We start from the raw sequence: 25,278 nt of genomic DNA, 5'->3' as shown, positions 1-25,278 counted from the left end.
GGCGCCACCCGTCCGGTAGAGTTCCCCTCGGTAGCGTGTCCGAGCGGCCAAAGGAGCACGCCTCGAAAGCGTGTGTGGGGGCAACTTCACCGTGGGTTCGAATCCCACCGCTACCGCCAGCAGCACGAGGGCCCCGACCGGAGACGGTCGGGGCCCTCGTCGTTTCCGCGCACCCTCATCCGCGGAAAGGGGCTCCGCACTCAGGGCCGATGACCACCAACGCCCGTCGAGCACGGAGCCTGGAGGGGGAGCGGTTCGGGGGGAGACCGCTCCCCCGGCGGAGTCCCACAACCGGTGCCGTGTCAGGGGGGAAGCCACGGCACCGGTCCCACAGCGGGGAGCTCCGGATCCACGTACCGGAGGCTCCTGCCAGATCCCCGGTACGCCACCCATCCTGCTCGAAGCACCGCTCCGGGGCACCCGGAGAAAGGCCCCACTCGCGGGGACCTTCGTCCCGCCGGGCGAACGCGTCGCACACTTGATAGGCCGTCCGGTGGATAAGCTGCCCAATGCAGAGGGCCGCTCGGGGACCGGACGGCGGCGGCCCACGGCAGGGAGGAAGGTCCGCGGATGGCGCAGGCGAAGAAGATCGGCATGGTCCTCCTGCTCGTCTTCGTGCTCTACACGATCATCACCTCGCCGGCCCGCGCCGCCGAACTCGTCCAGCTGGGGTTCGAGGGCATCTCCAACGCCGCCAAGGCGATCGGCACCTTCATGACCGGGCTGGTGAAGTAGCCCCTCCGGCACCGGCTACGGTGGGCCCGTCCCTCAGCCCCCGTCCGCGAGGAGCGGCATCGTGATCCGGCACCTGGTCCTGTTCAAGCTCAACGAAGGCGTCCGCAAGGACGACGCGCGCGCGCTCGCCGGCGCCGAGGCCTTCGCGGCGCTCGGCCCGGTCGTTCCCGAGCTGCGCGAGTGGGATTGCGGCTGGAACACCACCGAGCGCGACATCGCGTACGACTACGCCATCAACAGCCTGGTCGACGACCGCGAGGCGCTGCAGGCCTACCTCACCCACCCGGCCCACCAGGCCGCGGCCGGCCAGTGGCGCGAGTTCGCCACCTGGGTGATCGCCGACATCGAGGTCTGACCCCGGGCCATCCCCCGGACGGACCCCGGCGCCCCGCCCGAGACCCGGGCGGGGCGCCTTGCTCTGTCCAGGAACGGTCCTCCGGCGGCCCGGCCGGCAGAGCCCGTGAAGCACCGGCACAGCACCAACACACCTCCACGTGGTGCTTGCCCGACCTGCGCCCGCCTTGTGATGCTATGACCGGTTTTGCCGGACATGGCGAGGTGGTGACCCGAGACGCGACGCCCGATCCGCAAGTCCCAACCGTTGTCGACTTTGGGAGGGGTGACGTGTCCGTGCGGACACCAGGGAGCGCGCCGGGCACCGATACCGGGCAGGCCGCCACAGAGACCGGGCCGCCGGCCGCCGCACCGGCGCCCGCCGCGGCCCCGGCCGCGGCTCCACCGGCCGCAAGCACCCCGGCACCGGCCCAGCCACCACCACAGGGCGGCCCGCCCGCCCAGCAGGCCCCACAGCCCCCGGCAGCCCCATCGGCACCACCGGCCCAGGCGGCACCGCTGGCCCCATCGGCGCCACCGGCCCAGGCGGCCCCGCCCGACGAGGTGCTGGCCGCCATCATCAGCCCGGCCGGCGAACTGCGGACGGACGGCCTGCGCGGCCCCGGCGGCCGCCCCGTGGTGGACGTCCGGACGCTGACCCGGGTGCTCTTCGAACGGCTCGCCGAACTGCCCCCGGACGCCCCCGAGCGGGAACGCGTCCGGGCCGCCCTGATCGAGGTCAACATCCCGCTGGTCCGTTACGCCGCCACCCGGTTCCGCAGCCGCAGCGAGCCGATGGAGGACGTGGTCCAGGTCGGCACGATCGGCCTGATCAACGCGATCGACCGGTTCGACCCGACCCGCGGCGTCCAGTTCCCGACCTACGCGCTGCCGACCATCCTCGGCGAGATCAAGCGGTACTTCCGGGACAACGTCCGCACCATGCACGTCCCGCGCCGGCTCCAGGAGCTCTGGGTCCAGGTCAGCGGCGCGATGGAGGAGCTGACGGTGACCCACGGCCGGGCCCCCAAGGTGCCCGAGATCGCCGCCAGCCTGCGCATCCCGGAGGAGGACGTCCGGGCCTGCCTGGACGCCGGCCGGGCGTACAACGCGGCCTCGCTGGAGGCCGCGCAGGAGCACGAGGGCGGTCTCGCCCTGCTGGACCGGCTCGGCTACGAGGACTCGGCGCTGGCCGAGGTCGAGCACCGGGACATGGTCCGCCACCTGCTGGTCCAGCTGCCGGAGCGGGAGCGGCGGATCGTCATGCTGCGGTTCTTCGCCAACCTGACGCAGTCCCAGATCAGCACCGAGCTGGGGATGTCCCAGATGCACGTCTCCCGGCTGCTCTCGCGCATCCTGACCAGGCTCCGGACCGGGAACTCCTGGGAGGGCTGACCGCGGCCGGCCCGGGCGGGCCGGGATCGCTGCGCGTTACTGCCGCGTGACATCTTGCGACGTTCGGGTTTGCCGGGGATCGTGAGCCGGTATGCAGGGGGAGAAGCCGCACGGGGAACGTTCCCAGGACGGCGCCCGTTGAACCGTCAGTCACAAGGGGGTGGGTGCATGTCCGGAGAACTGGGCACTGCGGAGATCCACGCTGGACCGGCCCACGAGAGTGCGGCCGAGGGCGCCTCGGCCGTCGACCGGATCCCGGTCCAGCGGACCGGGAGCGCACCGCCCGCCCCCGGGCCCCACAACCCGGGCGTCCAGTCCGGCGCCGGGCTGGACACCCGGACGCTGTCGCGCTCGCTCTTCCTGCGGCTGGCCGTCCTGGAGCCGGGCAGTGCGGAGCACACGTACGTCCGCGACACCCTGATCGAACTCAACCTGCCGCTGGTCCGGTACGCCTCGGCCCGGTTCCGCAGCCGCAACGAGCCGATGGAGGACATCGTCCAGGTCGGCACGATCGGCCTGATCAAGGCCATCGACCGGTTCGACCCGGAGCGCGGGGTGGAGTTCCCGACCTTCGCGATGCCGACGGTGGTCGGCGAGATCAAGCGCTTCTTCCGGGACACCAGCTGGTCGGTCCGGGTGCCCCGGCGGCTGCAGGAGCTGCGGCTGGCGCTCACCAAGGCCGGCGACGACCTGGCCCAGCGGCTGGACCGCTCCCCCACCGTCGCCGAGCTCGCCGTCTGCCTGGGCGTCAGCGAGGAGGACGTGGTCGAGGGCCTGGCGGTGGGCAACGCGTACACCGCCAGCTCCCTGGACTCCAGCCCCGGCGAGGAGGACGGCGACGGCCCGCTGGCCGAGCGGCTCGGCTACGAGGACCTCGCGCTGGAGGGCGTCGAGTACCGCGAGTCGCTGAAGCCGCTGCTGGCCAAGCTGCCGCCGCGGGAGCGCCGGATCATCATGCTGCGGTTCTTCGGCAACCTGACCCAGTCGCAGATCGGCGAGGAGATCGGCATCTCCCAGATGCACGTCTCCCGGCTGCTGACCAAGACCCTCACCCAGCTGCGCGAGGGCCTGATCAGCGAGGGCTGACCAACGAGGGCCTGACCAACGAGGGCCTGATCAGCGAGGGCCGGGCGGCCCGGGCTCCAGCAGGTTGGCCCGCAGGCCCGCCAGCACGTCGTCGTCCAGCCCGAGCCCGTCCTGCCAGAAGGCCTCGAAGCCGGCCCAGCCGGCCTCGACCTCCTCGAAGGCCGCCTCCAGGTAGCCGCGCTCCGCCCGGAAGACCGGGAGCAGCAGCTCCGGTTCCTGCATCAGGCCGCGGGTGCCGAAGCTGTCGACGACGTGCTCGACGATCGCGGCGGAGCGCTCGTTGGTGAGCAGGTAGTCGGCGAAGACCGTCCCGCGGTCCACCCCGAGGGCGGTGAGCAGGAGCGCGGCCGTCCAGCCGGTGCGGTCCTTCCCGGCCGAGCAGTGGAACAGCAGCGGCGCGCCGTCCGGCGCGGCCAGCAGGCGCAGCACGGTGGCGAACCGGTCGCGGGCGACCGGGTCGGTGACGAACCACCGGTACAGGCCGGTCATCATCGCGGTGGCCCGGCCGTCGCCGAGCAGGGCGCGCTGCTTCTCCGGGCTGCGGTCGGCCAGGGCGTCGCGCAGCGCGACGTAGATGTCGAAGTCCGCGGCGAAGACCGGCAGGTGGTGCAGGGTCGTGCCGTCCGGGGTGGTGCGCTCCACGGTGATCGGCGAGGCGGACAGCTCGGCGGCCGCGATGGCGGCGACCGGCAGACCGGGGACCCGGTCCGGCCCGGTCTCCCGGACCTCGTCCAGGCTGCGCAGGTCGACCACCTGGCGCAGGCCGAGCGCGCCGAGCAGGTCGAGGTCCTCCTCGGTGAGCCGGTTGAGGCCGTCGCTGCGCAGGGCGACGCCGTGCCGCAGCACCCGGCCGTCGGCGGTCCGGTAGCCGCCGAGATCGCGGGCGTTGACGGCCCCGCGCAGACCCAGGCTCCGGGCCTCCGCCGCGGCCTCCCCGATGGCCTCCCCGGAGCTCTCCGCGGCACCCGCCGCGGGTACCTGCGGGGCATTTCGGAGGGCCCCGATAGCGGGAGTCCCGGTCTGCTGCTCGGTCACGCGGCTGCCTCCATTGGATATTCGGACGGTGACATGGCACAACCCTGCGCGATATTGCATGAACCTGCCCAACGAAACAGGTGGATGTGCAAGAGTGTCATGCGCAACCCCGCCAGTGTAGGGCGCACCACACCAGCCCCGGCCGTACGTTGGGTGACCAGCGGTAACACTCGGGCGCCGGGATTAATTTTCAATTCATTATTTGCGTTGCGAGGGCACTTCCGGCCACAATCAGCGCCTTCATGGCATCGCCATGAACGTTGGTAACAGATTCGCTGCACTCCTGCCCATTTGGTCCCAATCGGTGCGGAGTCTCCACCAGGATGGGCGCCGGGCAGCCTGCTGCCCGCGAACAGCGACAGGGCAGGAAGCGCCGAGCAGCGGAGCGCCCTGCCCAGGGGAGGAACACACATGGGTCGAGCGACCCGAAGAGTTGCCGCGTGCGCGGCAGCAGTCCTGCTGGCCGGCGGCCTGCAGTCGTCCCTCGCACACGGTGCCACCACAGCCCCCAGGATCGACCTCACGGTCCTGGTGATCAGCGACGGCGGACCCGCGACGGCGGCCATCGCCGCCGAACTGAAGAGCCAGGGCGCCCCGTACAAGATCGTCGATCTCAACGACGCCAACCGCCCGGTCATCGATGCCGCGTTCCTCAGTGACACGGTCAACGGCCAGCCGCGCGGCAAGTACCAGGGCATCGTCATGCCCAACAACAACCCGTTCGCCGCCGGCTCCGCCGAGATGACGGCCCTCGCCACGTACGAGGCCGCGTTCGGCGTCCGCCAGGTCGACGCCTACACCTATGCCCAGCCCGACGTCGGCCTGAACTGGGCCGCCGACCCGGGGTACATGGGCAAGCTGGACGGCGTCCAGGGCCAGGTCACCGGCGCGGGCCTGTCCGGCCCGTTCGGCTACCTGAAGGGCGCTGTCCCGTTCGAGGACAACGACCCGGCCGTGGACGAGAGCTACGGCTACCTGGCCACCCCGCTGGCCACCCTGCCGGCCGGCGCCACGTTCACGCCGCTCGTCGACGCCCCGATCCCCGGCTCCACCGCCCGCGGCTCGCTGGTCGGCGAGTACAGCCACGACGGCCGCAAGGAGCTGGTCGTCACCTTCGTCTACAACCAGTACCAGCAGCAGTACCGGCTGCTGGCGCGCGGCATAGTCGACTGGATCACCCAGGGGGTCCACCTCGGCTACGACCGCAACTACTTCGCGGCCCACGTCGACGACGTCTTCCTGGCCGACGACCGCTGGGACACCGCACTGAAGTGCACCCCCGGCGACGTCACCTGCCCGCCCGGCACGCCCGAGACGGCCAACCCGATCCGGATGACGCCGACCGACGCGCAGTACGCGAAGCAGTGGCAGACCGCCAACAACTTCACCATGGACATGGTGTTCAACGGCGGTGGCAGCGAGGACTGGAAGGCCGACCACACGGTCACCGCCGACCCGGTGGTGAACCAGATGGTCGCCGACCAGAGCAGCTACCGGTGGGTCAACCACACCTACACGCACCCGTACCTGGGCTGCCTGCAGGACGTCTCCGTGGTGCCGTGGAAGTGCACCAAGGACGCCACCGGCAACACCGTCTGGGTCGACCAGGCCACCATCACGTCCCAGATCAAGAACAACATCGACTGGGCAGCGGCGCACGGTCTCGTCATCGACAAGACCGAGCTGGTCACCGGCGAGCACTCCGGCCTGCTGACCGCCCCGCAGGAGACCAGCGACAACCCGTACCTGGCGCCCTCGCTGGTCGCCAACGGCGTCAAGTGGACCGCCAGCGACGCCTCCCGCGAGCCCGCCCAGCGGGCCGTCGGGTCGTCCACGCTGACGGTGCCGCGGTACCCGATGAACGTCTTCTACAACGCCGGCACGGCGAAGGAGGAGGCCGACGAGTACAACTGGATCTACACCAGCGCGGCCAACGGCGGCAGCGGCGTCTGCGAGAGCAACGCCAACTCCACCTGCCTGCCGGCGCCGCTGGACGTCAACACCGGCTTCCAGTCGTACATCGTGCCGCTGGAGGCCCGGATCGACCTCGGCCACGTGCTGAGCAACGACCCGCGTCCGCACTTCATCCACCAGTCGAACCTGTCCGAGGACCGGATCGTCTACCCGGTGCTGGAGAAGATCCTCTCCACCTACCGCTCGCTGCACGCCGACAACGCCCCGATCGTGAACCTGCCGCAGAAGGACATCGGCGCCGAGTTCCAGCGCCGTGCGGCCTGGAACGCGGCCCTGTCCGCCGGCCAGGTCACCGCGTACCGGGTCGGCGACACCGTGACGGTGGCCGCTCCGGCCGGTGTTCAGATCCAGGCCACCATGCCGACGGGTACCACCCAGAAGCTGTCCATCGGAACCACCGCGTTCGGCACCGCCTACGCCGGTACGCTGTCTGGCTGGGTGAAGCCCGCACAGCTCCAGAGCAGCGTCACGCTGAAGCTGACCGCAGCCGCCACCCCGGCGACCGTGACGGTCGCGCCGAACGTCGCCGCCAAGTCGGTGACCGCTCCGGCGCCGGCCGACAAGAAGGTGGTCCCGCAGGGGACCGCCGACGCCGTCCCGGCCGGTCCGAGCGACACCGCGCGGACCGACGCACCGGTGCTGGTCCCCGGCAGCGGGGCCCCGGTCGCCGGCAAGGGCGTCAAGAGCACCACCCCGGGCACCGCCAAGGGCGGCGCCCAGAACGGCAAGGCCTCCGGGGGGAAGGCCGAACCGGCCAAGAAGACCGCCGGGCACTCCGGCACCCGCTAGACAGGTGATACCGGTGGTGGGGCCGGGCCGTCCCCCGGCCCCGCCACCGGCACCCGACCGGCCCTCCGGGCCGGACGCTTGACGTAAGGACAGGAGGGGGGAAGGCCATGCGCGTCACCCTGCTCACCGAGGGGACGTACCCGCACCAGCACGGCGGCGTGAGCGTCTGGTGCGACCAGCTCGTCCAGGGCATGCCGGACGTCGACTTCGACATCATCGCCGTCACCGGCACCGGCCACGAACCGCTGGCGTGGGAGCTGCCCGCCAACGTGCGGTCGGTCACCACGGCACCGCTCTGGGGGCCTGCGTCCGAGGGCAGAGCCCCGCGCGGCAGAGAGATGCGGCGCTTCCTCAACGCGTACGAGCGCTTCCTGCACTCCATCCTGGACCCGGTCTACACCACTCACTTCGGCACCGAGCTGTACGGCTTCGCCGACCTCGCCCGGCGCGGGCTGCTCAGCCCGGCGCTGCGCAGCGAGCGCGCCCTGCGCGCCCTCCAGCACGTCTGGACCCGTGACTACCTCTCCACGGCCGTCTCCCGGCCGACCCTGCACGACGCGCTCAACGCCACCGACCTGCTGGAGCACGCGCTGCGCCCGCTGTCGGTCGAGCCGCCCACCGAGGGCGTCGCGCACGCCGCGAGCGGCGGCCTGGCCACCCTGCCCGGGCTGATCGCCTCGCAGCAGTACGACGTGCCGTTCCTGCTCACCGAGCACGGCATCTACCTGCGCGAGCGCTACCTCGGCTACCGCACCGGCCCGTACCGCTGGCCGGTCAAGGCACTGCTGCTGGGCTTCTACCGGATGCTCGCCGAGGAGAGCTACCGGCGGGCCGCCCTCGTCACCCCCGGCAACCGGTACAACCGGCGCTGGGAGGAGCGCGGCGGCACCCCGTCCGCGCACATCCGGACCGTCTACAACGGCGTGGACCCGGCCGCCTTCCCGCCCGCCGGGCCGGAGCCGGAGACCCCGACGCTCAGCTGGGCCGGCCGGGTCGACCCGATCAAGGACCTGGAGACGCTGATCCGGGCGTTCGCCATCGTCCGCCAGGAGATACCCGACGCCCGGCTGCGGCTGTTCGGCGGCACGCCCAAGGGCGGCGAGGCCTACCGCGACGGCTGCATAGCCCTGGCCGCCGAGCTCGGCATCACCGACTCGGTGGCCTTCGAGGGCCGCGTCGCCGACATCACCGACGCGTACGCGGCGGGGAACGTGGTGATGCTCTCCAGCATCAGCGAGGGCTTCCCGTTCACCCTGATCGAGGCGATGTCCTGCGGCCGCTCCACCGTCTCGACCGACGTGGGCGGCGTGCGCGAGGCCGTCGGCGACACCGGCCTGGTCGTCCCGCCCCGCGAACCCGAACCGATGGCCGCCGCCGCCATCGAGCTGCTGCGCGACCCGGAGCGCCGCGCCCGCCTGGGCGAACAGGCCCGGCTCCGGGTGATCGAGCAGTTCACCCTCCGCCAGAACATCGACGGCTTCCGCGGCATCTACACCGAGCTGCTGGGCACCTCCCGCTGGCTCCCGCACGGCGTGGTCGCCGTGACGGACACCGCCCCCGACGCCTGGGAGCCCCTGGCCGCCGCCGAACGCAGCGAGGTGGGTGCATGAGCGGGCCCCTGCGCCTCGTTCCGGACGAGGCCGGTCCCGACTGGGCCGAGCAGACCGTGCAGCTGCGCACCCTCCCGCGCAAGCGCCGCCGGCCGGACCTGCCCGCGCAGCCGACGGAGCCGGAGGAGCAGCTCGACCTCTCCCCCGACCCGCTGGACGAACTCGCCGAGCGGCTCACCGACGTCTGCGCCGACGCCGTGCACCCGTACGAGATCGCGGCCTTCCTGGAGTCCGACGGCCTCTCCGACGAGCAGGCCGGGCTGCTGTACGGCCGGCCCGACGCGTTCACCGTCGCCGAGGAGCTGTTCGAGAAGGTCCAGCGCCGCTACCCGGGCCCGAGCGCCGAGTTCGCCAACCCCTGGCGGGCCGACCCCTGGCGCTGCGTGGTCCGCGGCCTGGTCTTCGCCCTGCCCGGGCTCGGCTACCTGCTGGGCGCCAACCTCTTCGCGGCCACCCGGATGCGCTTCGGCCTCCCCTCCGGGATGCTCGCGCTCTCGGTGGCCACGCTGGTCAGCTGGTCCTGGAACCAGGCGCTGGCCCACCGCTCGTACGCCTGGCTGGGCCGCGGCCGGCGCCGGGCGGCCGGGTTCTGCCTCGCCGTCGGCGCACCGCTGGGGGCGCTGATCGCGGCCACGGCCGGGTACGTGGTCGGCGGACCGCTCGGCTCACTCTGCTTCGCCGCCGGGCAGTCCGGCTACCTGGCGGCGGCCACCGTGCTGCTGGTGCTCGGCCGGGAGAAGTTCCTGCTGCTCGCGCTGGCACCGTCCGCGGTCGGGGCCGGCGTGGTGCTCGCCGTGGACGTACCGCAACTGGTGCGGACCGTGGTGCTGCTGGCCTCGCTGGGGCTGGCGGTCGGGCTGGCCGCCCGGGAGCTGGCCCGCTGCCTGCGCAGCGAGCAGGACGCCACGGTGCTGAAGCTGCCGATCCGGCACGAGGTGCCGCACCTGCTCTTCGGGCTGGCGGTCGGCACCCTCACCCTGATCGCCGGCCTCGGCACCACCGTCCACCAGGCGGTCCGGACCGGAGCCGCCGTCGGCGTGTCGACCAGCCCGACGGGGCCGGCCATGATCGCGCTGACGCTGAGTCTCGGCCTCGCCGAGTGGCTGCTCTTCCGGTACCGGGCGATGGCCGTGGCCGGACTGCGGACCAGCCACACCCCCGCCGCGTTCGCCCGCCGCACCGGCGGCGTGCTGCTCGGCTGCCTGTTCATCTACCTCACCACCGTGGCCGCGCTGGACGCCGCCGCCACCGTGCTCTGGCCCGGCGCCCCGGCGCTCGGCGTCCCGGAGCTCGGTGCGCTGCTGCTGCTCGGCGGCTCGCTCTGGGTGGCCCTGCTGCTGAACGCCTTCGGGCTCAGCTGGACCACCGCCCTGATCTGTCTGGCAGCTGCGGGCGGCGAATGCGCCGGGCTGCTGACCGGTGCGGATCCGACCGCCCTGCAGCTGATCGGCTGCGGCGCAGCGGCGGCCCTCCTCACCGCCATCGCCGGGCCCGTGCTCGGCCGCACCACCAAGCACCGCTGATCCACACCCGGCCGGGCCACCACACCGTCCACGCCCGGCCGGGGGGCGAACGAACAAGTCCCCGAGAGAAAGAAAGCGATTCACCATGAGCAGCGTCGCCGTCACCGGAGCCGAGGGCTTCATCGGCTCCCACCTCGTCGAGACCCTGGTCGCCGACGGCCACCAGGTCCGCGCGATGGTCCAGTACAACTCGTTCTCGTCGTTCGGCTGGCTGGAGACCCTCCCCGAGGAGGTGCTGGAGTCGGTCGAGATCGTCCTCGGCGACGTCCGGGACCCGGGCTCGGTCAACGGCCTGGTGAAGGGCACCGAGGCGGTCTACCACCTGGCCGCCCTGATCGCGATCCCGTACTCCTACCGGGCCCCGCACTCGTACGTCGACACCAACGTCACCGGCACCCTCAACGTGCTGGAGGCCGTGCGCCACCTGGAGATCCCCCGCCTGGTGCACACCTCCACCAGCGAGACCTACGGCACCGCGCAGACCGTGCCGATCACCGAGGACCACCCGATCAACACCCAGTCCCCCTACGCGGCCTCCAAGGCCGGCGGGGACCGCCTGGCCGACAGCTACCACGCCAGCTTCGGGACCCCGGTCGTCACGCTGCGCCCGTTCAACACCTTCGGCCCGCGCCAGTCGATGCGCGCCGTCATCCCGACGGTGATCGCCCAGGTCGCGGCCGGCGAGACCGTGATCACCCTCGGCGACCTGCGCCCGACCCGTGACTTCACCTTCGTGAAGGACACCGCCAACGCCTTCCGCACCGTCGGCACCGCCCCGGCGGAGACGGTGGTCGGCAAGACCTTCAACGCCGGCACCGGCGGCGAGATCTCGGTCGGCGACCTGGTCACCCTGGTCGGCAAGCTGATGGGCGTCGACCTCCTGGTGCAGGAGGACGAGCAGCGCATCCGCCCGGCCAACTCCGAGGTGATGCGCCTGGTCGCCGACGCCACCCGGCTGCGCACGGCCACCGGCTGGGCCCCGCAGTTCTCCCTGGAGGAGGGCCTGGAGCAGACCATCGAGTTCTTCCGCGACCCGGCCAACCTGGCCCGCTACAAGACCGACATCTACAACGTCTGATCCGCCGCACCTTCCCGGCTCCACTGGTAACCAAAGGTCCCTGTCGCACCGACTTCCGTGGGGGAAACACCATGCACGCAGTGATCCTGGCCGGCGGTAAGGGCGTTCGCCTTCGTCCCTACACCACCGCGCTCCCCAAGCCGCTCGTTCCGATCGGCGACCAGCACGCGATCCTGGAGATCGTGATGCGCCAGCTCGCCGCCGCGGGCTTCAAGACCGTCACCCTGGCCATCGGCCACCTCGGCCACATCATCCGCGCCTACGTCGGCAACGGCTCCCAGTGGGGGCTGCGGGTCGGCTACGCCGTCGAGGACAGCCCGCTCGGCACCATGGGCCCGCTGCTCACCATGCAGGACCGGCTGCCCGAGCACTTCCTGGTGATGAACGGCGACATCCTCACCGACCTGGACTTCGCCGGGGTGCTCAAGCACCACGAGGCGTCCGGGGCACCGCTCACCATCGCCACCTACGCCCGCCAGGTGAAGATCGACTTCGGTGTGCTGACCACCGAGGACGGCTCCATCACCGGCTTCCAGGAGAAGCCGAGCATCGACTACCGGGTCTCGATGGGCGTCTACGGGGTCTCCCGCTCGGCGCTCGCCACGTACACCCCCGGCCTGCCGCTCGGCTTCGACGAGCTGGTGCTCGACCTGCTGGCCGCCGAGACCCCGCCGGCCGCCTACGAGTTCGGCGGCTACTGGCTCGACATCGGCCGCCCGGACGACTACGACCGGGCCAACGCCGAGTTCGCGCAGATCCGCTCGCAGCTGATGCCCGGCGAGCCCGAGGGCCTGTACGCCGTCCCGAACGGTCAGGAGCCGCCGATCCCGGCCGCCCGCACCGAGGCGGACGCCGCGGGCCAGCCCACCGTGGCCACCGTGGCCGCCGTGGCCGCGGTCGGTCCCGACAACGACGGACGGGCCGCGTGAGAATCCTGCTGCTCGGCGCGGACGGCTTCCTCGGCCGGCACGCCGCCGCCGTCCTGCGGTCACTGCCCGGTGCCACCGTGCTGACCGCCGGACGCCGGGACGACCACGACCTGCGCCTGGACCTCGCCACCGCCCAGGCCGGCCCGCTCGGCGAGGAGCTGGCCGCGCTCGCCCCCGACGCGGTGGTCAACTTCGCCGGCGCGGTGGCCGGCAGCGCGGTCAAGCTGGCCGAGGTCAACGCCCGCGGGCCGGCCGTCCTCTGCGAGGCCGTCCAGCAGGGCGCCCCGAAGGCCCGGCTGGTGCACATCGGTTCGGCCGGCGAGTACGGCGTCTGCGACCCCGGCAGCTCGCTCGCCGAGGACGCCGACGCCCGCCCGGTCGGCGTCTACGGCGCCACCAAGCTGGCCGGCTCCCTCGCGGTGACCGGCTCGCCGCTGGACGCCGTGGTGCTGCGGGTCTTCAACCCGGTCGGTCCGGGCGCCCCGGCCGGCTCGCTGCCCGGCCGGCTCGTCGCCGAGCTGCGCCGGGTGGCACCGCAGGGCACCGACGGCGTGGTGGAGGTCGGGGACCTCTCGGCCCACCGCGACTTCGTCGACGCCCGGGACATCGCCCGCGCGGTCGGCCTGGCCGTCACCGCCGACCGCCCGCTGCCCCGGGTGCTCAACCTGGCCTCCGGCCGGGCGCAGCCGGTCCGGGCGATCGCCGACGGTCTCGTCGCGGCGGCCGGCTTCACCGGCCGGATCGACGAGAGCGGTGCCGGCTCCGAGCGCTCGGCCGCCGTCTCCTGGCAGCAGGCCGACGTCTCGGCCGCCGCCCGGGAGCTCGGCTGGCACCCGGAGACCGGCCTCGCCGACACCCTGCGCGACCTCTGGCTCAGCACCGAACCACTGGTCACCGCATGACCGGCGCAAGCCACCCCGACGGCCGCCTGCTGGTGCCGCTGTACGTCCACCCCGCGGTGGACCCGGCGGCCTGGCAGGCGGTCGCCGCCGCCGACCCGGACCGGATCGCCGCCGTCGTGCTCAACCTGGCCGACGGCCCCGGCGACACCCCCGACCACGTCTTCGCCGACGCCGCCGAGGAGCTCCGCAAGGCCGGGCTCCCGCTGCTCGGCTACGCCGACACCGACTACGGCCGGCGCTCGCACGCCGCCGTGGTGAACGACATCCTGACCTACCGCCAGCGTCACGGCATCACCGGCGTCTACCTGGACCAGGTCGCGACCCACCCGGGCGCGCTGGCCCACTACCGCCGGCTCGCGACCGCGGCCCGGGCGGCCGGCTGCGCCACCGTGGTGTTCGGCCACGGCGACCACCCGGACCCCGGCTACGCCGAGGTCGGCCTCGCCGACCTGCTGGTCACCTTCGAGGGGGACTGGACGGCCTACCGCGAGATGACGCTGCCGCTGTGGACCGGCCGGCACGCGGCCGCCCGCTTCTGCCACCTGGTGTACGACGTCCCCGCCGACGAGGCACGGGACGCCGTCGCCCTGATCACGGCCCGCCGGGCCGGGGTCGGCTGCGCCGTCCCGGGTGCCGGCGACAACCCCTGGACCACCCTGCCGCACGGCCTGACCGTCGCCGAACCGACCTGACCCGATCCGGAGTTCGAGTACCGTGACCCGCCGTTCCCGGCCCCTGCTGGCCGCCCTCGCCCTGACCACCGCCCTGCTGGCCACCTCGTGCAGCAGCTCGGACTCGGAGGACGAGAACGACCCCTCGGCCGACGCCACCGGCGCGCAGCCGCCCGCGGCCACCGCCGCCCCCGTCCCGGGCACCCCGTCCGACCCCGCGACCACCGTCCCCGGGGCCCCGGACACGCCGAGCACCCCCGGCACGCCCGCGCCCGGCACTCCGGCCGCTCCCGGTACTCCCGGCAAGCCCGGCACCCCGTCCGGCCCGGGCACGCCCGGCACCCCGGCCGTTCCCGGCACCCCGGGCAAGCCGTCCGGCGCCCGCTGGCAGCCCACCCCGGGCCTCGCCTGGCAGTGGCAGCTCGGCGGCGGCGTGGACCAGTCGGTGGACGTCCCGGTCTACGACATCGACGGCTTCGAGACCGACGCCGCGACCGTCGCCGCGCTGCACGCCAAGGGCCGCAAGGTGATCTGCTACATCAACGCCGGCTCATGGGAGTCCTTCCGCCCCGACGCCACCGCCTTCGCCCAGGCCCTCCAGGGCGGCGGCAACGGCTGGAAGGGCGAGAAGTGGTTCGACATCCGCAAGCTCGACCAGCTGAAGCCCCTGATGGCCGCGCGCTTCGACATGTGCCGGCAGAAGGGCTTCGACGCCATCGAGCCGGACACCATCGAGGCGTACAACCAGAACAGCGGCTTCCCGCTGACCGCCGACGACCAGCTCCGCTACAACCGGATGCTGGCCACGCTCGCGCACGAACGCGGCATGGCGATCGGCCTGAAGAACGATCTGGACCAGATCCCCGCCCTGCTGCCCGACTTCGACTTCGCCGTGAACGAGGAGTGCGCGCAGTTCGACGAGTGCGCCCGGCTCTCGCCGTTCATCCAGGCGGGCAAGGCGGTCTTCCACGTCGAGTACAAGCTCGGCACGGAGAAGTTCTGCGACCGGACGAAGGCCCTGGGCTTCAGCTCGATGCAGAAGAAGCTCGAACTGGACGCCTGGCGGAAGCCCTGCTGACCAAGCGAGGGGGCGGGCGGTCCGCCAGGCGCTCCGTCGGGAGGGTTACTTGACCGCCAGCCAGACGACGGCGCCCAGCACGACCAGCGCGACGACGGCGATCGCCGCGATCACGCCGGTCCGGCTGCCGCCGGAGCTGCTGCTGCCGTAGGTGGAGACGGAGCCCGGTGCCTGAGGTGCCGGGGTCTCGTCGACGAACGCCCGGAACATCTGGGTGCTGCCGGCGGGGTCGTAGTCGTTGTCAGCCATGGCACGGACTCTAACGAATCCGCAGGCCCGGCCGACACCCCGGACCCTCCTCCGGCACGCACTCCCCACACTCTCCGCCCCGGCTCCGGGCCGTCCTGCGCCCGCCACCGCGCCCGCCCGCAAGCCCGCCGCTCGTGCCCACCCCTTCCGACCGTCCGGCCGACCGACCGGCGGGGGCGGTGCGGCGGCGGTGCGGGGGCGGTGCCCACCCCGGTGCTGCGCCCGTACGACAGGGGTGCGACAAGCTTGTGAAGTCGGTCCGGATCGTGGAATGCCGGGCCGTGCCATCGGGTTGACTCGGGTCATGACCGGAAACCACAGTGACGCCCCCGGCCGGGTCCGGCTGGGCACCTCCGAGCTCTCGGTGCACCCGCTCTCCCTCGGCGGCAACGTCTTCGGCTGGACGGCCGACGAGGAGCAGTCCTTCGCCGTCCTGGACGCCTACGCGGCCGCCGGCGGGAACTTCGTGGACACCGCCGACACCTACTCCTCGTGGGTCCCCGGCAACAGCGGCGGCGAGTCCGAGACCATCATCGGCAACTGGCTGCGCAGCCGGGGCAACCGCGACGACGTGGTGATCGCGACCAAGGTCGGCCTGCACCCCGAGGCGCGCGGCCTCCGCGCGGGCACCATCAAGTCCTCGGTCGAGGGCTCACTGCGCCGCCTCGGCACCGACCACATCGACCTCTACTACACCCACCAGGACGACGACACCCCCGTCGAGGAGTTCCTCGGTGCGCTGAACGAGCTGGTGAAGGAGGGCAAGGTCCGCGCGATCGCCGCCTCCAACATCGGCGCCGAGCGGCTCGCCGAGGCACTGGCCTTCTCCGAGCAGGAGGGCCTGGCCAAGTACGTGGCCGTCCAGCCGCACTACAACCTGGTGTCCCGGGCGACCTTCGAGGGCCCGCTGGCCGACGTGGTCGCCGACCACGGCCTCGCCACCGTCCCGTACTACGCGCTGGCCTCGGGCTTCCTGACCGGCAAGTACCGCCCCGGCGCGGGCGAGGTCGCGAGCGCCCGCTCCGAGGGTGCCTCCCGCTACCTGGCCGACCCGCGCGGCCCCGAGGTCCTCGCGGCGCTGGACGGCGTTGCCGCCGAGCACGGCGTCGAGCTCGCCACCGTGGCCCTGGCCTGGCTGGGCTCCCGCCCGACGGTCGCCGCCCCGATCGCCAGCGCCCGCACGGTCGAGCAGCTCCCGCCGCTGCTGGCCGCCGCCTCGCTGCGGCTCACCCAGGAGCAGCTCACCCGGCTGACCGCCGCCTCCGCCTGACCTCCCCTGCCCTCCGTCTGCACTCCGTCTGCTCTCCGCCTGCTCTCCGCCTGCTCTTCGCCCGGACGGCGTCGCTCCGGCCGACGCGCGCAGGCCCCCGACGGGAATCGTCCCGTCGGGGGCCTGCGTGCGTCCGGCTACGGACGGCCGAAGTGGGTCGGGTAGAAGCCGCTGCTGAGCGTCGAGACCCGGACGGTCTTCCCCGGCCGGGGCGCCTCGACGAACGTGCCGCCACCCAGGTAGATCCCCACGTGGTGGATGCCCGAGGCCCGGCCGGTGTCCGACCAGAACAGCAGGTCACCGCGGTGCAGCTGCCCCGCACTGATCGGGGTGGTGGCCGCGTACTGGTCGTCGGCCACCCGCGGGAGGCTGACCCCGCTGCGCCGGTACGCCTGCTGGACCAGACCCGAGCAGTCGTAGCCGGACGGACCGTTGCCGCCCCAGACGTACGGCTTGCCGAGCTGGGCCAGGGCGTAGTCGACGGCCGCCTCGACGCCGTCGGAGTCCGGCGCGTCCGCGCTCGACCCGCCCCCGGCGACCTCGCCGCCGTCGGACTGTCCGGTGCGGGCCAGGTAGATGTCGTAGTGGCTGGTGTACCGCCACTCGCCACCGCTGTTCCTGAACCAGTACTTCGAACCGTCCCAGCCCTGGCGCATCCCGGTGGACGCGGCCGCACCGCCGGGGGCGGGGGCCGTCGTGCCGGCGGAGCCGCCGCCCTTCGCAGGCTGGGCGGGCTTCGCGGGCTGGGCGGGCTTGCCGGCCTTCCCGGTGCGGTCGAGGTAGACGTCGTAGCGGCCGGTCCAGCGCCACTCGCCCCTGGCGTTCTTGAACCAGTACTTCGAACCGTCCCAGCCCTGCTGGCCGGCCGCCGCGTGCGCCGACCCGGCCCCGGCCGTCAGGCCGACCACGCCGGCTCCCGCCAGCACGGTGGTGGCCAGGCAGGTACTTCGTACGGCGCGGTGTATTCGGGCGCCACCGGCCGCCGCGGCGGGCCGGGCGGTCCGCGGCCGGGCCGCGCAACTGAGGCAGCCGCAGCCGGCGATCGGGGGGACCGCACCGAGACTCTCCTCGAAGCCGATCAGTGCGGCGTCGGCGTCGAGGCCGGCATCCAGCTCCGCATCGAACCCGTCGGCGGGCTCACGGGCGACGTACGCGTCGAACTCCGGGGCCGGGTCGGTCGCGAAGCCGGCCTCCGGGCCGGTGGCTATCTTCATACCGGTCGTCCTTCCTTCCGCCCGGCCCGGGCGGCCGGGGGCGGTACCGAGGCGGCCACTCCGGCCGGGGCGACGAACGCGACCAACAGCTGCTCCATCAGTGCGCTGCGGGCGGCCTCGTCCAGTTCGTGCGCGGTGGCCCGCTCCAACCGGCGGACGGCCAGCGCCGCCGCCTCCACCGCGTCGTCCACCAGCACCGTCCGCAGGCCCGCGTCCAGATCGGCCAGCCGGCGACGCCGCATCGACTCGGCGACCTCGGGCGCGTAGTCCAGCGCCAGCGGCTGCACCGAGTACACCTCCAGGCCCGCCGGGGCGACCTCCGCCACGAGCGACCTGGTCAGCTCGTCGGCGAACCACTGCCCGTCGCGCAGCGCCGGGCCGGGCCCCGCGTTGCTGTCGCACGGGAGCATGGACGCGGTGCGGGTGAGCACCGCCTGGACCTGCTCGCGCAGGTAGTTCTCGTGGTCGTCGAGCGCCAGCAGCGCCCGGGCGGTGTCCTTGACCCGCCAGACGATCAGCAGCCGGACGACGATGGGCGTGCCCGTCCGGTCGACCACCTTGACCGGCTCGCTGCGCCAGTGGCGCAGCCGGACGTCCACCCGGCGGCGGCGGAGCAGCGGGTTCACCCAGACCAGACCGGTGCGCCGCACAGTGCCGCGGTAGCGGCCCCAGCGGGTGAGCACCCTGGTCTCGCCGCCCGCATTGGCCAGCAGCCCGGCCAGCGCGAGGACGACCAGCAGGCCCGCGGCCACCACGGCGGCGACCGATCCGGTGCCCACTCCGGCCTGGCGGCCCTCCCGGACGGCCGCCGCCCGGAGGTCGGGCAGCGCCTCCCAGGACGGGATGACGCCGTCGCGCAGCAGCACCAGCAGGACGACCGCCACGGCCGCCAGCAGGGCGAGCACGGGGATCCAGCCGGGCAGCGCGGTGGCGGCGTGCTCGCGCAGTGTCTGATCGGCGCGCGGAGGGCGGCGGGCGGGGGTGGCGACCGCTCCCACCGGGGCGGCCTCCGGGAGCTCGACGGTCTCCGGACCGGCCGTCTCCAGCGGGTCGCGCAGGTCGACGGAGGCGCCTGCCGGGCCGGGCAGGACCGCCGTGGTGGGCGGGTGGCCGTCGGCCGGCTTGCCCACCTTGGGCGCCGGGGCCGCCGCGGCGGCGGGGGCCGTGCGGGCCGTTCTGGAGGCCCTGGCCAGCGGGCTGGAGCCGGAGACGGAACGTTCCGGCAGGGCCGGGAGCACCGGGAGCGCCGGCTCGGGCAGGTGGTCGGGTCGCTGCGAAGAATCGCGGGTGACGTCCATGCACGGATCCTCAGGTTCAGTGTGTCGCGCAACGGGCGGCCCGGATCTGACGGGCAGTGCCAGAGTCAGGCTAAGTTCATACGTCATCAAATGCGACATTTGCGATAGTACGTGTCGACATTTCCTGACGAATCATCCGAAGCCGATCTGACGCGCAGGCACATGAGCGGTTGGTCGGAGGGGTTTCAGCGCCGCCGCGCGCCGGGGCCCCGGGCGAAGACCCGGCGGGTGATCAGCCCGACCCCGGCGAGCAGCAGCAGGACACCGGCGAGGCCGCCGCGCCAGCCGTCCGACCGGGAGCGGTCGGACGCCGCCCGCGACGACTCCACCCCGGCCCCGGCGGACTGGTCGGCCGGCGGCGCGGCCAGTGCCCGGGGGGCCTCGGCGGACACCTGCCCGGCAGGCACCGCCCCCGCCGGGAGCGCGGCGGAGCCGGACGCCGCAGGGACGGATGCCGACGCGGGCGGGGACGAGACCGCCGGCGTCGCGGCGGGCGCGGTGGACGCGGTGGAGGGCGAGGGCGAGATCGTGGGCACCGCGGACGCGGGGTCGGTGGCGGAGCGGGACGGGGTGGCCTGCGGGGACGGGGAAGGGGACAGCGACACCGTCGGGCTCGGCGTCGCGCCCGGCTGCGCGGCGAGGGGCGTGGGCCGGGCGCCGGACGCCGACGGGCGGACCGCCGGACCGGCCGCCACGGGGACGGTGATCGGCAGCAGGCCGGGCGCGACCGGTTCCGGCGCGGGCTCGGGCGCCGTGCCGGGCGCCGTGACGGGAACGGTCGGCCCGACCGGCACGGACGGGACAGGCGGGACAGTCGGAACGGGCGTGGCCTGAACCGGCGCAGAGGGGGTCGGCACGGAGGGGGTCGGCACGGAGGGGGTCGGTGGGACAGGCACCGACGGCGAGGGGACGCCCGGTGCCGCCGAGGCCGCCGCTCCCGACACGGTCGGCGCAGGAACGGTCGGCACAGGAACGGTCGGGGTGACCGTCGAGGGCAGGGCAGGTGACGCCGGCGCAGGAACCGTGGGCCGGGCCTCGGTGGGCACGGAAGCCGCCCCCGAAACGGCCGCCCCGGGCGAGGCCCCGGCCGGAACCGCCGGACTCGCCGCCGCCGGGCTCAGGGCAGCCGGGCTCGGGACAGCCGGGCTGGTCGGCGCAGCAGAACTCGGAACAGCAGTGCCGGACGCAGCCGGGCTGCTCGGTGCAGCAGAACCGGAGGCAGCCGGACTCGGGGCGACCGCCGCCGTGACCCGGACCGCCACCGCATCGGCCGCCGTCCCGTTCCCGGCCTGGTCGGTCGCCGTGACGACGAGCCACTGCTCACCGTCCACGAGGTCCCGGTTGGCCGTGCAGGTCCAGCTGCCGTCGACGGCGGCGGTCGCACCGCAGGCGACGATCCGCTCGGCCGAGGCCGCGCTGCCGGCCCGGGCGGTGACGATCACCCTGGCGCCCGGCTCGGCCCGCCCGGCCAGCTTCGGCCGGGCGACCCGGACGGTCTCGCCGGCGGCCGGCACGGTCAGCACCGGTCGGTCCGGCGCCACGGTGTCGACCACCAGCACGGCGGGCCGGCCCGGCGTCCGGTTGCCGGCCGCGTCGACGGCGGTCGGGGTGAGCTGGTGCCGCCCGTCCGGCAGGTTCTCCACCGGCAGGCAGGACCAGGCACCGTCGGCCCCCACCGCCGTGCCGCACAGATCGGCGCCGGCACCGCCGCGCGGCCCGGCCGGCCGGTCGGCGACCACGACGGTGCTGCCCGGCTCGCCCGTCCCGGTCAGCTGGAGGCCCGGGTCGTTGGTGTACTCGGGGAGGGTGAGCACCGGTGCGGCGGGCGGTGCGGTCTTCACGGTGATCCGGACCGGCTCGCCACGCAGCACCACACCGCCCGTGGTGGTCTCGACGGGGGTGAGGCTGTGCGCGCCGGCGCCGAGCGCGGCGGCCGGCCGGCAGGTCCAGCCGCCGCCCTTCTCGACCCGGGCCCGGCAGAGTGCCGTGTCGCCCTCGCGGACCTCGACCGTCGCTCCGTCCACCCCTCCCTCGCCGCGCACCTGGGGGCGGGCGTCGGAGGCCACGGTGCCGTCGACCGGGCTCACGATCTCGGGTCGGGCGGCGCCGACGGTGAGCCGGATCCGCTGGTCGGAGACCTGACCGGAGTCGGCGAAGCCGCCGGGCGGCACCAGCTGCGCCGCGTCCCGGCCGATCCGCAGCCGCGTCCAGATCTCCCCGGAGGCGGCGTTGGCGGGGACGGTCCACTCCAGGGTGGCGGTGTCCGCGCCGGGCCGGATCTCGGTCTGCACCCGCTCGGTGGGGTCGAATCGCCCGTTGCGGTCGAAGTCGATCCAGCCGGCCAGGGTGGCCGGTGCCCCGCCCACCGCGACCGGGACGGTGAGCCGGTAGTAGCGGCCGATCGCCGCGTCCGTCGGGTAGCTGACGGCCGGATCGGCCCCCTGGTACTCCCCGCGGCCGGGCTGGAGCTGCGGCGGCGCGGGGTTGGACCAGACGCTGCGCAGCACGGCGTCGTGGTCGAGCCGGACGAGCGGCCGGTCGGCGGTGCTCCCCCCGCGCGCGCCGGCGGTGGCCGGCCGCCCGGCGAGCCGGGCCTGGCTGCCGGCGTCCGCACCGAGGAAGAGGTCGGAGAGCAGGTGGGAGGCGTTGCCGTAGGGCTGTGGGGCGGTGCTGACGCCCTCGTCCAGGGTGACGGTGTAGGTCTGGTCGAGCGGCTCCGGCGGGGTGGTGGAGCCGGCCCGGGCGGTGCAGCGCTGCTCGACCCGGAAGACGGCGGTGCGGAAGGTACCGGCCAGCTCCAGGGTGCCCTCGGCGGCCGAGCCGGCCGTGGCGTCGGCCGTGCCGTCCGCCCCGGCGGGGGCGAGGGTGTTGCCGTCGACCGTCCAGCCGGGCCAGTCGGTGCGGTTCACCAGGGTGGGGGCGCCCGGCGAGCCGCCGGTGAGGGTGAGCCGGGTGGCGGTACTGGTGCCGCCGGTTTTCCCGGTGGCCATTGCGGCGAGCCCGCCGAGGTGGAGCCGGGGATTGCGGACCGGCCGGGAAAAGGTGAGCTGAAGCGTTCCGACGGTTCGCCAGGAACCGTCCGCCTGCGGACGTTCCTCGGCAATGCGGAAGGCCTGGGCGGGATCTCCGGGGTGCACGCCGTCGGTATAGAGGGCGGCCGCCCGCCCCCCTCCGGCACGGTCGGCCATTTCGCCCGGGGCGGCAATGACGGAGACGCCGGGCGCGGCGGAGAAGTCGAGCTGGACGGCGAGACCCGAGGGGAGGACGGCGCGGTGTTCCCCCGACCAGCCGTCAGGGGACTGCTGGGCGGCGGAGAGCGGCGGATTCCAGCCGATCAGCAGTCCGGCGACGACGGCCGCCGACGCTCCGGCGGCCATCGCCGGGCGCAGCCGGTACCACCCTGCGGCCCGAACGGCACGCCGGTGCCGGGCCGGGGCGGACAGGGTGGCGTCGCGGAACATCTGTCGGCTCATCCGGCTCTCCTTCGGGATCGGCTGCCAGAGTGGCCCGCGGGCGGAGGCCGGGAGGTGGCCGGGCAGTCTGGGCACAAGATCTGACAAAAAGGAATCACGATCCTGGGCCGGTCATACTGCGACACCTGCACTCTTGGCCGTGTCCCACCCGATTGGCGGTCATCCGACCGGCAGGACAGGATGTACCCGAAAGGGATGCATTTCATCCATTAGGCGGTGTATCGAGGTGAATCCCGCCGGATTCCAACAGAACGCCACTGTCCGGTACCTGACCATTCATCGGTCTGCTCTGTTCGAATTGGCCGCCCGCTCAGTAGAGTCGGGGCCCGTGACTATTGACCCGGTTCTCATCAAGAGCAGTTTCGCGGTCGTCGAACCCCACGGCGCCGCCGTCGCCGGGTACTTCTACCAGCACCTGTTCGAGCACAGCCCGGAGGTGCGCGAGCTCTTCGCCGAGCACCTGGACGAGCAGCAGGACCGGCTCTGGGCGGCGATCGGTGCGCTGGTCACCCACGTGGAGGACCCCGGGACGCTGGTCGGCCTGCTGCGCGACCTCGGCACCCGGCACGCCGGCTACGGCGCGCTCCCCGGCCACTTCCCCGCCGTCGGCGCGAGCCTGCTGGCCACCCTGGCCCACTTCGCCGGGGAGGCCTGGACCCCGGAGACCGCCGCCTCCTGGGCCGCCGTCTACGGCGTCGTCGCCGGCACCATGACCCAGGCCCTCGTCACCGCGCAGTCCGCCTAGCGGGGTCGCGGTGCCCTTCGACCCCGCGGTCGTCCGCGCCAGCTTCGCCGTCGTCGAGCGCCGCGCCGACCACCTGGCCAAGTACTTCTACGCCCACCTGTTCACCCACAACCCCGGGGTGCGGGCGTTCTTCCCCGACGAGATGGCCGAGCGGCGGAACCGGCTCTTCGCCGCGCTCACCCAGCTCGTGCTGCGGATCGGGAGCCCCGAGGAGCTCGCGGAGTACCTCCGGGCGCTCGGCCGCGACCACCGCAGCGTCCAGGCCGTCCCCGAGTACTGCGCCGCCGTCGGGTCCAGTCTGGTCGCCGCCGTACGGCACTTCTCCGGGCACTCCTGGACGCTGGAGATCGAGAAGGCCTGGACCGAGGCCTGCACGGTGATCACCCGGGTGATGACCGAGATCGCCGCCCACCCCCCGGCCGCCGCGCCCGTCCACTGGGAGGCCGAGGTGACCGGCCGCCGGCGCGCCGCCGCCGACATCGCCGTGCTGACCCTCACGCCGGTGCACCCCTACCCGTTCGTCCCCGGCCAGTACCTGACCCTCAGCAGCCCCCGGGTGCCGGGGGTCTGGCGCCCGTACTCGATCGCCAACGCCCCGCGCCCGGACCACAGCCTGGACGTGCACGTCCGCCGGGTGCCCGGCGGGCTGCTCAGCACCGCGCTGGTCGACGACGTCCTGCCCGGCGAGCCCGTGCGGCTCGGACCGGCCCTCGGCGACGCCGTCCTCGACCCCTGGTCGCCCCGGCCGCTGCTGGCGGTGGCCGGCGGCACCGGCTGGGGGCAGACCAAGGCCCTGCTGGAGCAGCTCGACGCCGAACGCGCCGCCCGTGACGTGACCGTCCTGCTGGCCGCCCGCTCGGACGTGGAGCAGTACGACCTGGCCAGCGTCGAACGGCTGCTCGCCCGGTGCGGCCGGCTGAAGGTCCTGCTGGCCGCCGGCGGGCCCGGGGACGGCCGGGACGGCGCGATCGGGCTGGTCCGCGACGCGCTGCTCCGGCACGGCGACTGGTCCGGCTGGGACGTCCACCTCAGCGGACCGCCCGACCTCGCGCCGGCGCTCACCTCGCTGCTCGCCGGACTGGGCGCCGACACCGGCCTGGTGCGGCACGACCCGGCGCCCGCGACCTTCCGGCGGGCCCGGCCGCCGGCCTCGTCCTGGTTCCCGGGCGAGCCGGACGCGCCCTGGACCCACCCCACCGAGCAGGGCTGACCCACGGCGACGGGACGGCGGACGGCCACCGGCCGGCCCGGGAACGGGAGAAGCCCCCGGCCGGTGGCCGGGGGCTTCTCGCTGGTGCGCTCAGCAGGATTCGAACCTGCAACCTCTTGATCCGTAGTCAAGTGCTCTATCCGTTGAGCTATGAGCGCAAGGGCCGGACGAATCCGGTCTTGCGGGGGTTTGGTGCGCTCAGCAGGATTCGAACCTGCAACCTCTTGATCCGTAGTCAAGTGCTCTATCCGTTGAGCTATGAGCGCTCGCCCTGGTCAACGTTCCACCGGGGCGGTGCGGGGACAACATTACATGACCTGCGACGCGGGGCGAAATCGATTGATCCGGGCCCCCGGCGGGCGGCCGGCCGGCCCCTCCGGAGCGCCGGACCGGCCACCACCAGGACGCCCCGCCGGGCCGGCACCCCGGCCCGCGTCCGCCCCGATTCCTGGCCTGCGCCCGGCACGTACGGCAGCGGACCACCACGGACCATTGCGGACCATTGCGAACCGCGGGCGGCCGGACATGCGAGAAGCCCCGCCGACCTGATGGTCGACGGGGCTCCCGGTTGGCGGAGGCTGAGGGATTTGAACCCTCGATGGGCTTTAAGACCCAAACCGCATTAGCAGTGCGGCGCCATAGACCGGACTAGGCGAAGCCTCCCCACATGAACCGCGACCC

General features: G+C 73.7%; 19 protein-coding genes, 4 tRNA genes and 1 pseudogene. 16 read left to right on the top strand and 8 right to left on the bottom strand.

All coding sequences use genetic code 11. The features are described from left to right. The first annotated feature begins 29 nt into the window (after nucleotides 1-29). The 5 genes from OH807_RS22350 (at nucleotide 30) to OH807_RS22330 (ending at nucleotide 3,549) form a co-directional block, all read left to right on the top strand. Nucleotides 30-119 (top strand) — tRNA-Ser (locus tag OH807_RS22350). A 451-nt stretch (nucleotides 120-570) separates the two neighbouring features. After that, on the top strand, nucleotides 571-735 hold the full coding sequence (locus OH807_RS22345) for a hypothetical protein (protein WP_174315669.1): 165 nt from the start codon (nucleotides 571-573) through the stop codon (nucleotides 733-735). 61 nt (nucleotides 736-796) lie between these two features. Further along, the gene (locus tag OH807_RS22340) at nucleotides 797-1,090 is read left to right on the top strand and encodes a Dabb family protein (RefSeq protein WP_406201675.1); all 294 of its coding nucleotides are present in this window, start codon (nucleotides 797-799) and stop codon (nucleotides 1,088-1,090) included. Nucleotides 1,091-1,359: 269 nt separating this feature from the next. Beyond that, nucleotides 1,360-2,463 (top strand): RNA polymerase sigma factor SigF, encoded by a 1,104-nt coding sequence (locus tag OH807_RS22335; RefSeq protein WP_406201672.1) that lies wholly within the window; start codon nucleotides 1,360-1,362, stop codon nucleotides 2,461-2,463. A 168-nt stretch (nucleotides 2,464-2,631) separates the two neighbouring features. After that, nucleotides 2,632-3,549 carry an RNA polymerase sigma factor SigF gene (locus OH807_RS22330; RefSeq protein WP_406201669.1) on the top strand — a complete coding sequence of 306 codons (918 nt, stop codon included), beginning with the start codon at nucleotides 2,632-2,634 and terminating at the stop codon, nucleotides 3,547-3,549. Between the two features lie 30 nt (nucleotides 3,550-3,579). Here the strand turns inward: OH807_RS22330 and OH807_RS22325 are convergent, their stop codons facing one another. After that, nucleotides 3,580-4,584 (bottom strand): tyrosine-protein phosphatase, encoded by a 1,005-nt coding sequence (locus OH807_RS22325; protein ID WP_406201667.1) that lies wholly within the window; start codon nucleotides 4,582-4,584, stop codon nucleotides 3,580-3,582. Between the two features lie 411 nt (nucleotides 4,585-4,995). Between OH807_RS22325 and OH807_RS22320 the strand changes: the two genes are divergently transcribed. The 8 genes and pseudogenes from OH807_RS22320 to OH807_RS22285 all read left to right on the top strand — a co-directional run bounded on the left by OH807_RS22320 (nucleotide 4,996) and on the right by OH807_RS22285 (nucleotide 15,138). Next, complete coding sequence (locus tag OH807_RS22320; protein ID WP_406201664.1) at nucleotides 4,996-7,347, top strand: hypothetical protein; 2,352 nt, start codon at nucleotides 4,996-4,998, stop codon at nucleotides 7,345-7,347. Between the two features lie 107 nt (nucleotides 7,348-7,454). Further along, a complete protein-coding gene (gene pelF / locus OH807_RS22315; RefSeq protein ID WP_406201662.1) occupies nucleotides 7,455-8,957 on the top strand; it encodes a GT4 family glycosyltransferase PelF in 1,503 nt (500 codons plus the stop codon). After that, on the top strand, nucleotides 8,954-10,480 hold the full coding sequence (locus tag OH807_RS22310) for a hypothetical protein (RefSeq protein ID WP_406201660.1): 1,527 nt from the start codon (nucleotides 8,954-8,956) through the stop codon (nucleotides 10,478-10,480). Before pelF ends, OH807_RS22310 begins: the two co-directional genes overlap by 4 nt. An 85-nt stretch (nucleotides 10,481-10,565) precedes the next feature. Then, a complete protein-coding gene (locus OH807_RS22305) occupies nucleotides 10,566-11,558 on the top strand; it encodes an SDR family NAD(P)-dependent oxidoreductase (RefSeq protein WP_406201658.1) in 993 nt (330 codons plus the stop codon). 71 nt (nucleotides 11,559-11,629) lie between these two features. Further along, nucleotides 11,630-12,337: pseudogene (locus OH807_RS22300) on the top strand (NDP-sugar synthase); the annotation flags it as partial. A 146-nt stretch (nucleotides 12,338-12,483) separates the two neighbouring features. Beyond that, complete coding sequence (locus OH807_RS22295) at nucleotides 12,484-13,389, top strand: NAD-dependent epimerase/dehydratase family protein (protein ID WP_406201656.1); 906 nt, start codon at nucleotides 12,484-12,486, stop codon at nucleotides 13,387-13,389. Next, nucleotides 13,386-14,081 carry a spherulation-specific family 4 protein gene (locus OH807_RS22290; protein WP_406201652.1) on the top strand — a complete coding sequence of 232 codons (696 nt, stop codon included), beginning with the start codon at nucleotides 13,386-13,388 and terminating at the stop codon, nucleotides 14,079-14,081. The genes OH807_RS22295 and OH807_RS22290 overlap by 4 nt, the downstream gene beginning before the upstream one ends. A gap of 22 nt (nucleotides 14,082-14,103) precedes the next feature. Then, a complete protein-coding gene (locus tag OH807_RS22285) occupies nucleotides 14,104-15,138 on the top strand; it encodes an endo alpha-1,4 polygalactosaminidase (RefSeq protein ID WP_406201649.1) in 1,035 nt (344 codons plus the stop codon). Nucleotides 15,139-15,183: 45 nt separating this feature from the next. Here the strand turns inward: OH807_RS22285 and OH807_RS22280 are convergent, their stop codons facing one another. Beyond that, nucleotides 15,184-15,387 carry a hypothetical protein gene (locus tag OH807_RS22280; protein WP_406201647.1) on the bottom strand — a complete coding sequence of 68 codons (204 nt, stop codon included), beginning with the start codon at nucleotides 15,385-15,387 and terminating at the stop codon, nucleotides 15,184-15,186. 304 nt (nucleotides 15,388-15,691) lie between these two features. Between OH807_RS22280 and OH807_RS22275 the strand changes: the two genes are divergently transcribed. Then, complete coding sequence (locus OH807_RS22275; RefSeq protein WP_406201644.1) at nucleotides 15,692-16,657, top strand: aldo/keto reductase; 966 nt, start codon at nucleotides 15,692-15,694, stop codon at nucleotides 16,655-16,657. Nucleotides 16,658-16,794: 137 nt separating this feature from the next. On the opposite strand, the gene OH807_RS22270 is transcribed toward OH807_RS22275, so the two are convergent. The 3 genes from OH807_RS22270 to OH807_RS22260 form a co-directional block, all read right to left on the bottom strand. Beyond that, on the bottom strand, nucleotides 16,795-17,871 hold the full coding sequence (locus tag OH807_RS22270) for a C40 family peptidase (RefSeq protein WP_406201642.1): 1,077 nt from the start codon (nucleotides 17,869-17,871) through the stop codon (nucleotides 16,795-16,797). Then, entirely contained in the window at nucleotides 17,868-19,169 is a 1,302-nt protein-coding gene (locus OH807_RS22265; protein ID WP_406201640.1) for an SPFH domain-containing protein, read from the bottom strand. Before OH807_RS22265 ends, OH807_RS22270 begins: the two co-directional genes overlap by 4 nt. Before the next feature lie 185 nt (nucleotides 19,170-19,354). Beyond that, nucleotides 19,355-22,642 (bottom strand): Ig-like domain-containing protein, encoded by a 3,288-nt coding sequence (locus OH807_RS22260; RefSeq protein WP_406201638.1) that lies wholly within the window; start codon nucleotides 22,640-22,642, stop codon nucleotides 19,355-19,357. Between the two features lie 328 nt (nucleotides 22,643-22,970). On the opposite strand from OH807_RS22260, the gene OH807_RS22255 reads away from it, so the two are divergent. Further along, nucleotides 22,971-23,387: a globin domain-containing protein gene (locus OH807_RS22255; protein WP_406201635.1), complete on the top strand. Its 417-nt coding sequence runs from the start codon at nucleotides 22,971-22,973 to the stop codon at nucleotides 23,385-23,387. 10 nt (nucleotides 23,388-23,397) lie between these two features. Beyond that, entirely contained in the window at nucleotides 23,398-24,597 is a 1,200-nt protein-coding gene (locus tag OH807_RS22250) for a globin domain-containing protein (protein WP_406201633.1), read from the top strand. Nucleotides 24,598-24,679: 82 nt separating this feature from the next. Here OH807_RS22250 and OH807_RS22245 read toward each other — a convergent pair. The 3 genes from OH807_RS22245 to OH807_RS22235 all read right to left on the bottom strand — a co-directional run bounded on the left by OH807_RS22245 (nucleotide 24,680) and on the right by OH807_RS22235 (nucleotide 25,260). Beyond that, nucleotides 24,680-24,755 (bottom strand) — tRNA-Arg (locus OH807_RS22245). 32 nt (nucleotides 24,756-24,787) lie between these two features. Further along, a tRNA-Arg gene (locus tag OH807_RS22240) sits at nucleotides 24,788-24,863 on the bottom strand. Between the two features lie 303 nt (nucleotides 24,864-25,166). Next, nucleotides 25,167-25,260, bottom strand: a tRNA-Ser gene (locus OH807_RS22235). Nucleotides 25,261-25,278: the final 18 nt, after the last annotated feature.

It is taken from the genome of Kitasatospora sp. NBC_01560 (assembly GCF_045208415.1).
Lineage (GTDB): Bacteria > Actinomycetota > Actinomycetes > Streptomycetales > Streptomycetaceae > Kitasatospora.
This window is presented reverse-complemented; position numbering and strand designations above follow the sequence as displayed.